The organism is Streptomyces beijiangensis, assembly GCF_017315755.1.
GTDB classification, from domain to species: domain Bacteria; phylum Actinomycetota; class Actinomycetes; order Streptomycetales; family Streptomycetaceae; genus Streptomyces; species Streptomyces beijiangensis.
In genome coordinates this window covers 1-8,886 of record NZ_JAFLRJ010000271.1, presented here as the reverse complement: position 1 = coordinate 8,886, position 8,886 = coordinate 1, and the positions used below count along the sequence as shown (strand labels likewise).

10 protein-coding genes are annotated in these 8,886 nt (G+C 71.4%); 3 read left to right on the top strand and 7 right to left on the bottom strand.

Annotation, left to right across the window (positions count from 1 at the left end; all coding sequences use genetic code 11):
* Positions 1–345 (bottom strand): DUF6214 family protein (locus J0695_RS26450; RefSeq protein WP_307798768.1); only part of this gene is annotated, 345 nt, incomplete at its 3' end.
* A gap of 123 nt (positions 346–468) precedes the next feature.
* Here J0695_RS26450 and J0695_RS26445 point away from each other — a divergent pair.
* Positions 469–1,830, top strand: a complete 1,362-nt coding sequence (locus J0695_RS26445) for an FAD-dependent oxidoreductase (protein WP_206966007.1) — start codon at positions 469–471, stop codon at positions 1,828–1,830.
* Between the two features lie 37 nt (positions 1,831–1,867).
* Positions 1,868–3,262 carry a nucleobase:cation symporter-2 family protein gene (locus tag J0695_RS26440; RefSeq protein WP_206966005.1) on the top strand — a complete coding sequence of 465 codons (1,395 nt, stop codon included), beginning with the start codon at positions 1,868–1,870 and terminating at the stop codon, positions 3,260–3,262.
* Here the strand turns inward: J0695_RS26440 and J0695_RS44170 are convergent.
* Positions 3,182–3,532 carry an ArsR/SmtB family transcription factor gene (locus J0695_RS44170; RefSeq protein WP_307798767.1) on the bottom strand — a complete coding sequence of 117 codons (351 nt, stop codon included), beginning with the start codon at positions 3,530–3,532 and terminating at the stop codon, positions 3,182–3,184. The genes J0695_RS26440 and J0695_RS44170 overlap by 81 nt on opposite strands.
* Positions 3,533–3,635: 103 nt before the next feature.
* Here J0695_RS44170 and J0695_RS26430 point away from each other — a divergent pair, with 103 nt between their 5' ends.
* On the top strand, positions 3,636–4,715 hold the full coding sequence (locus J0695_RS26430; protein ID WP_206966001.1) for an NADH:flavin oxidoreductase/NADH oxidase: 1,080 nt from the start codon (positions 3,636–3,638) through the stop codon (positions 4,713–4,715).
* Here J0695_RS26430 and J0695_RS26425 read toward each other — a convergent pair.
* The 5 genes from J0695_RS26425 to J0695_RS26405 form a co-directional block, all read right to left on the bottom strand.
* The gene (locus J0695_RS26425) at positions 4,712–5,563 is read right to left on the bottom strand and encodes a GNAT family N-acetyltransferase (RefSeq protein ID WP_206966000.1); all 852 of its coding nucleotides are present in this window, start codon (positions 5,561–5,563) and stop codon (positions 4,712–4,714) included. The genes J0695_RS26430 and J0695_RS26425 overlap by 4 nt on opposite strands.
* A gap of 14 nt (positions 5,564–5,577) precedes the next feature.
* Complete coding sequence (locus tag J0695_RS26420; protein ID WP_206965998.1) at positions 5,578–6,297, bottom strand: cupin domain-containing protein; 720 nt, start codon at positions 6,295–6,297, stop codon at positions 5,578–5,580.
* Positions 6,291–7,208 (bottom strand): DUF6807 domain-containing protein, encoded by a 918-nt coding sequence (locus J0695_RS26415; protein ID WP_206965996.1) that lies wholly within the window; start codon positions 7,206–7,208, stop codon positions 6,291–6,293. The genes J0695_RS26420 and J0695_RS26415 overlap by 7 nt, the downstream gene beginning before the upstream one ends.
* On the bottom strand, positions 7,205–8,350 hold the full coding sequence (locus J0695_RS26410; RefSeq protein WP_206965995.1) for a Gfo/Idh/MocA family protein: 1,146 nt from the start codon (positions 8,348–8,350) through the stop codon (positions 7,205–7,207). The genes J0695_RS26415 and J0695_RS26410 overlap by 4 nt, the downstream gene beginning before the upstream one ends.
* A gap of 109 nt (positions 8,351–8,459) precedes the next feature.
* Positions 8,460–8,886, bottom strand: a 427-nt coding sequence (locus J0695_RS26405) for an acetylxylan esterase (protein WP_206965992.1), incomplete at its 5' end; no start/stop codon positions are given.

Below are 8,886 nucleotides of genomic sequence, written 5' to 3'. Positions count from 1 at the left end.
CTCCTCGTGCGGGCGCGGCCCCTCGGCCCCGAGCACCTGGCAGGCGTCCTCCAGCGGCCCCTCGATCCAGTCGGCGAGCGCCCCGAAGCCGTCCAGCGACAGCGGCGGGTCGGCGCGCATCTCCTCGATGGTGACCCGGCCGTCCGAGGGAACAGCGAGCACATCGATACGCGTCCCATCGGCGAAGGTCAGCCGAATGTTGAACCAGGGCGGGCCGTCCCCGGCGGTTCCCCCTGGGCCGGAAGTGACGGTGCCGTGGCCCTGCAGCTCCCACACGGGCCACACCGATACTTCGCTGTTCTGGGCATAGCGGTCAGTAGAGTTAAAAAAGGTACTTTCCGTCACATATGTAACTTAACTGGATTGTTCGTACTGCTTGTCACGGCGCGCAGAATGCTCCGGCACAAGGCATCCCGATGCCCCACACCGGTGCGATGCTGGGGACACCCAGCGGGAAGGGGCACCCTCGTGCTTCGTGTCGCCGTCGTCGGTTCGGGCCCCAGCGGGGTCTACACCGCCCAGTCCCTCGTCGAGCAGAGCGCGGTGCCCGGCGTGCGGGTGGACGTACTGGACCGGCTGCCGTGCCCGTACGGGCTGGTGCGCTACGGCGTCGCCCCGGACCACGAGAAGATCAAGTCGCTCCAGAACAATCTGCGGACGGTGCTCGAACACGAGCGGGTGCGCTTCGTCGGCGGCGTCGAGGTGGGCACGGGAGCGCTGACCACCGCGCGGCTGCTCGGTCTGTACCACGCGGTCGTCTACTGCGTGGGCGCCGCGAAGGACCGCAGGCTCGGCATTCCCGGCGAGGAGCTGGAGGGGAGCCACTCGGCCACCGACTTCGTCTCCTGGTACAGCGCCCATCCGGACGCCGCCGCCAACGGCTTTGATCTGGGGGCCCGTTCGGCCGTCGTCATCGGGGTCGGCAACGTGGCCGTCGACGTCGCGAGGATCCTCGCGCGCGGGGCACAGGAGCTGCGGCCCACCGATGTTCCACAGACCGCGCTCGGTGCGCTGGGCGCCAGCCGGGTGCGCGAGGTCCACATGGTCGGCAGGCGCGGCCCGTCGCAAGCGCGGTTCACCACCAAGGAGCTGCGGGAGCTCGGCTCGCTCCCGGACGCGGGCATGCTCGTGGACGAGGCGGAACTGGAGCTGGATCCCGCCTACTCCGATCCGGCGGGTCTGCCCGCGGTGAACCGGCGCAATGTGGCCGTCCTGCGCGAGTGGACCAGTGTGTCGCCGCAGGCGCGGGCGCGCAGCATCCGTCTGCGGTTCTTCCTGCGGCCGGTGGAGCTGCTCGGCGACGACGGGCGAGTGGCCGGCGTGCGGTTCGAGCGGACCGAGCCGGACGGGCTCGGGGGTGTGCGCTCCACCGGCGACTACGAGGAGATCGAGGCCCAGCTGGTGCTGCGGGCCGTCGGCTACCGGGGTGCTCCCCCGGCCGGGCTGCCCTTCGACCCGGCGTCCGGGACTGTTCCGCACACGGCGGGCCGGATGCTGCGGGACGGCGCGGCGGCGCCCGGTGAGTACGTGGCGGGATGGATCAAGCGCGGGCCGACCGGGGTGATCGGCACCAACCGCCCGTGCGCCAAGGAGACGGTGACCTCGCTCCTCGCGGATGCGCCTCTTCTCGTACAGCGGCAGCCGCTCGACGATCCGCTGGACACGATGCGGCGGCTGGGGCTGCGCCCGGTCCAGTGGCCGGGGTGGCTGGCGATCGAAGAGGCGGAGGCCGCGCTGGGTCTCTCGCTGGGCCGTCGGACGGTGAAGATTCCCGACTGGGCAGGGCTGTTGGGGGCCGCGTACGGCGACACCTCGCTGCAACATCCTTGAAATCAACAGATTGTTTAGCAGCTCTACGGTCTCGGGCATGACACCACCGACCCAGACCGCGGTACACCCGGTCGACGAAGTCCCGCCCCCTTCCCAGCTCGCCGCTTTCGGGCTGCAGCATGTGCTCGCCATGTACGCGGGCGCCGTGGCCGTGCCGCTCATCGTCGGCGGCGCCATGAAGCTGTCGCCCGCCGATCTCGCCTATCTGATCACCGCGGATCTGCTGGTCTGCGGTATCGCGACGCTCATCCAGTGCATCGGCTTCTGGCGTTTCGGGATACGGCTGCCGATCGTGCAGGGCTGCACCTTCGCGGCGGTCTCGCCGATGGTGCTGATCGGCACGACGGGCGGCGGACTGCCCGCGATCTACGGTGCGGTGATCGCGGCAGGGCTCGCCATGATGCTGCTCGCACCCGTCTTCGGGAAGCTGCTGCGGTTCTTCCCGCCCCTGGTGACCGGCACGGTGATCCTGATCATCGGCCTCTCCCTGCTGCCGGTCGCGGGCAACTGGGCCGGGGGCGGGGCCGGGGCGAAGGACTTCGGGGAGCCGAAGAACATCGGCCTCGCCGCCTTCGTGCTGGTGGTGGTGCTGGGCGTGCAGCGCTTCGCTCCGGCCGCGCTGAGCCGTATCGCCGTGCTCATCGGGATCGTGGTCGGCGTGGTGGTCGCGATTCCGGCCGGGTTCACCGACTTCGGCGGCGCCGGGGACGCGGACTGGGTCGGCATCAGTACGCCGTTCCACTTCGGGGCGCCGACCTTCCACGCGGCGGCGGTCATCTCGATGCTGGTGGTGGCCCTGGTGACGATGACCGAGACGACGGGCGACTTCATCGCGGTGGGCGAGCTGACGGACCGGCCGGTGGAGCCGGGGGCGCTCGCCGACGGACTGCGGGCGGACGGGCTCTCGACCGTGCTCGGCGGGGTCTTCAACACCTTCCCGTACACCGCGTTCGCCCAGAACGTGGGGCTCGTCGGCATGACGCGCGTACGCAGCCGCTGGGTCGTGGCCACCGCCGGCGGGATCCTCGTCCTGCTCGGTCTGCTGCCCAAGCTCGGCGCGGTGGTCGCCGCCATCCCGGCGCCGGTGCTCGGCGGGGCGGGTCTGGTGATGTTCGGTACGGTCGCGGCCGGCGGGCTGCGCACCCTCACGAAGGTCGACTTCACGGGCAACCACAATCTGACCGTCGTCGCCGTCTCGGTCGCGGTCGGCATGCTGCCGGTGGGCGTGCCGGGTATCTACGCGAAGTTCCCCGACTGGTTCCAGACGGTGATGGACAGCGGGATCAGCGCGGGCTGCCTCACCGCGCTCGTCCTCAATCTGCTCTTCAACCACCTTCCGCAGAAGGGGACTTCAGCTGCCGCCGAGCCGGTCGGCCTGCCCGGAAGCCGCAGCGAGGACACTGTCCAGCAGTTCGGGGAAGAGCGCGTCTAGGTCCTCGCGGCGCAGTCCGTTCATCTTGGCCGTGCCGCGGTAGACCTGCTGGATCACACCGCTCTCGCGGAGCACCCGGAAGTGGTGGGTGGTCGTGGATTTGGTGACCGGGAGCACGAGCTGCGAGCAGGAGAGCTCCTCGTCCGCCGCCGCCAGGTCGCGGACCACGGACAGCCGCATGGGGTCCGCGAGCGCGTGCAGCACGCCCTCCAGGCGGATGTCCTCGCGCGCGGGGTGGGCGAGTTCTCGGGTGCTCGGTGCGGTGGCCACGGACCCATTGTACGAGACCCATCGTAGTTTGACATCTGCCGTACTACGATGGGTATCGTACGAACCGTACCGACGCCTTCCCGAGCCCTGAGCGGAGTCTGCCGTGAGCGCGCTTTTCGAGCCCTGCACCCTGCGGTCCCTGACCATCCCGAACCGGGTGTGGATGCCCCCGATGTGCCAGTACAGCGCGGCTCCTGACGGCGAGTTCGCCGGTGCCCCGCACGACTGGCACTTCGCGCACTACGCGGCACGCGCCGTCGGCGGCACCGGCCTCATCATCGTCGAGGCGAGCGCGGTCAGCCCGGAGGGCCGGATCAGTCCGTACGACCTCGGCATCTGGAACGACACCCAGGTCGAGGCCTTCCGCCGGATCACCCGCTTCCTCAAGGGGCAGGGCACCGTCCCCGGCATCCAGCTCGGTCACGGCGGCCGGAAGGCGTCGACCGACCGGCCCTGGAAGGGCGGGGCGCCGGTCGGGCCCGAGGCGCACGGCTGGCAGCCGCTGGGGCCGAGCGCGCTGGCGTTCGACGCGAAGCACCCCGTTCCCACCGCGCTCACCGTCGAGGGGATACAGGAGATCGTCGGGCAGTTCGCCGACGGGGCACGGCGCGCGCTGGACGCGGGCTTCCAGGTCGCCGAGATCCACGGCGCCCACGGATATCTCGTCGGCGAGTTCCTCTCGCCCCACTCCAACCAGCGCACCGACGAGTACGGCGGCTCCTTCGAGAACCGGACCCGGTTCGCCCTCGAAGTCGTGGACGCCGTACGGGAGGTGTGGCCCGAGGAGCTCCCGCTGTTCTTCCGTATCTCCGCGACCGACTGGCTGGACGACGGCGGCTGGACGGCCGACGACACCGTCCGCTTCGCCTCCCTGCTCAAGGCCCATGGTGTGGACCTGCTGGACACCTCGACCGGCGGCAACGTGGCCGGCGTCCGCATCCCGACCGGCCCCGGCTACCAGGTCCCCTTCGCCGCACGCGTCAAGGCCGAGACCGGGCTGCCCGTCGCCGCCGTCGGCATGATCACCGACCCGGAGCAGGCCGAGAAGATCCTGGCCAACGGCGAAGCGGATGCGGTGCTGCTCGGCCGCGAGCTGCTCCGTAACCCCTCCTGGGCGCGGCAGGCCGCGCGGGAGCTCGGCGCGGACGCACACGTTCCCGACCAGTACCACCGGTCGGTCTAGCCCAGTTCGAGGGTGGTCACGCCGTAGACGCGGTGGCCCGCGACCGGACGGACGGGGCCGGTGTACATCCTCGCCGTCGCGAAGGTCGGCTCCAGACCGAGCGATACGGCCATGGCCACTGCTTCCGGGTTCGATTCCGGTACGTCCATGGCGACGGGGGCGCCCTGGGCCTCCGCCGCCAGGGCGGCAAGCAGTGCCCGGGCGTCGGCCTCGGTGTCGGCGAAGAGCGGGCCGATCCTGTGGGCTTCGCGGGCCGGGCGGATCACGCCGTAACCGGTGAGCCTGCCGTCCACCACCCGGGCGAGAGCCCGGTGGCCCGGCTGGGTCAGCCAGTGGTCCAGGAAGGCCGGGCGGTCCGCCGGGTAGCAGGCGCTGTCGTACGCGAGGAGCACCTGGCGGTCCGTCGCGGCGGCGGGCTCGATGTGCGCGGGCGTGCCTGCGGGGACGGTTCCCACGTAGCGGACCGTGCCGTGGGCCAGGCCGAAGCCCGAGCGGCGGTAGTTGTCCTGCTGTGCGGGTACGCCGTCGAGGCCGACCGTGCGGCTGCCCGCATGGGCGAGTGCGGTTTTCCAGGTGGCCAGGCCGTGGCCGCGCCCTCGGTGGTCCGGATGGACGAGGTAGAAGCCCAGAAAGGCGTAGTCGGGGCTGTAGTTGACCACCGAGACGGCCGAGACGAGCTCGCCGTCGACACGGCCCGTGAAGAAGCCTTCGGGGTCCTGGGCGAAGAAGCTCTCGATGTCGTCCAGGCCCGGGTTCCAGCCCTCGGCCGCCGCCCATGCGACGATCGCCTGCCATTCCTCGGGGGTGGCACGGGCGATGTCGAGTTCTCCGGCGGCCGAGTACGTCATCGATTCCCCTTGTGTCACACGGCTGGGTAGACGTCCAGTCTGCCGCACATGCCGAACCTGCCGTACGAGGCGGGCTGTTCGGCGCGTACCTCTGCCTGCGCGAGGTGCGAAGCATCTCCCTCGGCGAGGCGGTCGAGCTGTTCGCCGGTGGCTGCCGACGCGGCGGCCGCGCCGCGCTCCCACCGCTCGCGCCACTCTGGGATCTTCGGCCGTACGAGCGCGGCCGCCGCCCGGTGGAAGGCGGCCAGGGGCTCCGGGTCTCCCGCCCCGGTCGCCTCGCGCAGCGCGAGGAAGCCCTCGACGGCGAGATCGCGCCGGGCGCGGGCCGCCTTCTCCCGCGTCGCCTCGGGTGCGTCGAGAGGCAGCACGGATGCCGCGCGGTAGGTATCGGAGTCGGTGAGGTGGCGCGGGGGCAGGGTGAGGACGGCGTCGCCCGCCTCGGGGAGGCCGCTGTTCTGCATCAGTACGACCAGACGCAGGTTGTCGTCGTTGATCAGGCGGTGGATGGTGCCCGGCGTGAACCAGACCAGGGCGCCGGGTGACAGGGGTGTCTGCCGGAAGCCCGCGGCCGTGAGGGTCTGGACCGCGCCGCCGCCTCCGGTGACGACGTACCCCTCGGTGCAGGTGAGGTGCAGGTGAGGGGTGCCGCCGCGCAGGCCGTCGGCGGCGGGCCAGTCGTACACGCGGAGGTGCGAGACGGCGACGGAGCCGGGCGGGCCCGCGTGGGTCACCACGGGTGCTCCTTCAGGTAGTCGGTGATCTCGTCGCGTTCCCAGGCGCGGTCGGCGACGACGATCCGGTAGCTGCGGGCGAGGGTGTCGCCGGGGGCCAGGACCAGGTCGTCGTAGAAGGCGAAGGAGGGGGCGACGGCGGCGAACGGGTCGTTGCGTACGAACCAGTGGGCCGGTTGCGCCCCCACACGGTCGTTCTGCGGTGAGTGGACGAAGAGGAGGGTGGCGTGGCCGTCGGCGCCGTCGTGCTCGCCCGAGTAGGCGAGCCAGGGCGCCTGTTGTCCCATCAGACCGGGTCCCTCGTCGTGCGGGGCGAGGATCCTGCCGTCACGGAAGGCGCGCGGACCGCGCCAGAACAGCCCTGTGTAGCCCGCGAGTTCACGCCCTTGCGTGGTGGGGCTGCCGAATACCAGGGGCTCTTCGCGGCGGTTGGTGATCGCACTGGACCAGGTGAGCGCCCAGCTGCCGGTGTCCGCATCGATGTCGTGGACGTCGATACGGCGCGCCTCGTCGGCCCAGTGGTCGCCGTCGTACGGGTGCCAGGTCAGCCGCTCGGCGATGGTGGCACGCCCGTCGGCCGACTCCACCGCGTCGAAGGAGAGGTGCGCCATGGAGCCGACCCGCTCGGGGAGCGGGAGGTAACCGTCCCCGTGGACATAGGTGTTGCCGCCCCAGAGGTTCTGGCCGGAGAGGTGGGAGGCCGTCATCTGCAGGCCCTTGTGCCAGCGGTGGTCGTTGGGGCGGTAGTCGGTGACGGGGTGCCCCGCGAGGGTGCGGATCGGGTGGAGGTACGGCTTCGGCGCCTCCCAGGCGGACTCGGGCCGGTAGACGTACCGCAGCAGTTCGGTGCCGGAGGGGGCCGTGACCGCGATGTGGTCGCCGTGCGCGTGGACGATGCCCGGGTCGCCGCTCATGCCCGTACCTCCTCGGCGGCGGGTGCCCAGCCGGGCGCTCCGCCGTGCAGGGCCGTGTAGTAGGGGTCGCCGGGGCCGATGGTCCCCGCGCGGACCGTGGTGTCGGTGAAGGCCGACTTGTAGAGGGCGGCGATCAGTTCCAGGCTGGTGCGGCCGTCCGCTCCGCTGCTGCGCGGGCGGTGCCCGGCGCGGAGGTCGGCGACGAGGGCGCGCAGCTGGGCGAGGTGCGAGCTGGGGACGTCGGGGCCGAAGTCCCGCCATTCCGCGGCTTGTTCGGCGGTGGCGTCCGGGGCCGGGGTGATCTTCCAGTCCGCGTTGCTGTGTCCGTAGAGGTGGGTCAGTTCCACGGTGGCCTGCTCGCAGTCGATACGGATGCGGCTGACCTCGTCGGGGCTGAGGACGCTGTTCACCACGGTCGCCAGGGCGCCGTTCTCGAACCGTACGAGCGCCGTCGACACGTCCTCGGTCTCGATGTCGTGGACGAGCCGGCCGGCCATCGCCCGCACTTCGGACCACGGGCCGAGCAGGTCCAGGAGGAGGTCCATCTGGTGGATGCCGTGTCCCATGGCGGGTCCGCCGCCCTCGGTCGACCAGCGACCGCGCCACGGGACGGCGTAGTAGGCGGTGTTGCGGTACCAGGTGGTCTGGCAGTGCGCGACGAGCGGCCGGCCGAGGTCCTGGCCGGCGAGCAGCTTCCGTACGTGCTCGGCGCCCGATCCGAAGCGGTGCTGGAAGACGATCGCGGCGTACGGACCGCCCTGGCCCTCCGCCGCTTCGATGGCGTCGAAGTCGGCGAGCGAGGGACAGGGCGGCTTCTCGCACCAGACCCAGGCGCCGGCTCGCAGCGCGGCCAGGGTCTGGTCGCGGTGGAGCGTGGGCGGGGTGCAGATGGTCACGAGGTCGGGCCGCTGCTCGTCGAGCATGAGCTGGAGATCGGTGTACGGGTGCGCGATGCCGTGCTCGCCGCAGAAGGCTTCGACGGCACTCTTGTCGATGTCGACCGCGGCGACGACCTCGATCGGCTGCTCGGCGGCGAGGGCGGCCAGGGCCGGGAGATGAGCCCCTCGGGCTATCGCCCCGGTACCGACGACCGCGACCCGGACGGACCGTTCCTGCTGTGCGCGCGTGGACGTGACAAACACCCCATCAGTGCCGGGGAGAAGCGCCCGCCACCGTCCAGCAAGCGCTTTCTCCAGCGGAAACGTATGGTCCCGCCCGGCGTCGGTCAAGGGTCCCCCGGCAGCCGGCGGCTCAGCCCGCGGTCAGCCGTCGCGGCAGCCAGCGGAGTTGGGCGGCCTCCTGGTACGGGCCGCCGCCCTCATGGTCGTTGAACGTGTAGACCTCGATCTTCTTGTCCTCCACGGGATAGGCGTTGAAGGCGGCGAAGACGGTCGACGGCGGGCAGGTCTGGTCCTCCAGCGCCGTCGAGAAGAGCGCGGGCGCCCGCCCCCTGGCGGCGAAGTGGACTCCGTCGAAGTACGAGAGCGTGCGCTGGACCTCCGCGTCGCGGCCCCGGTGGGTCTTGAGGAAGCGGCCGATCTCGCGGTACGGGTCCTTGTCGGTCAGGGTCGTCGCGCGCGGGAAGTCGCAGAGGAAGGGCACGTCGGGGGCGATCGCCACCAGGTCCGGGACGAGACCGCCCACGGCGAGGGTGATGCCGCCGCCCTGGCTGCCGCCG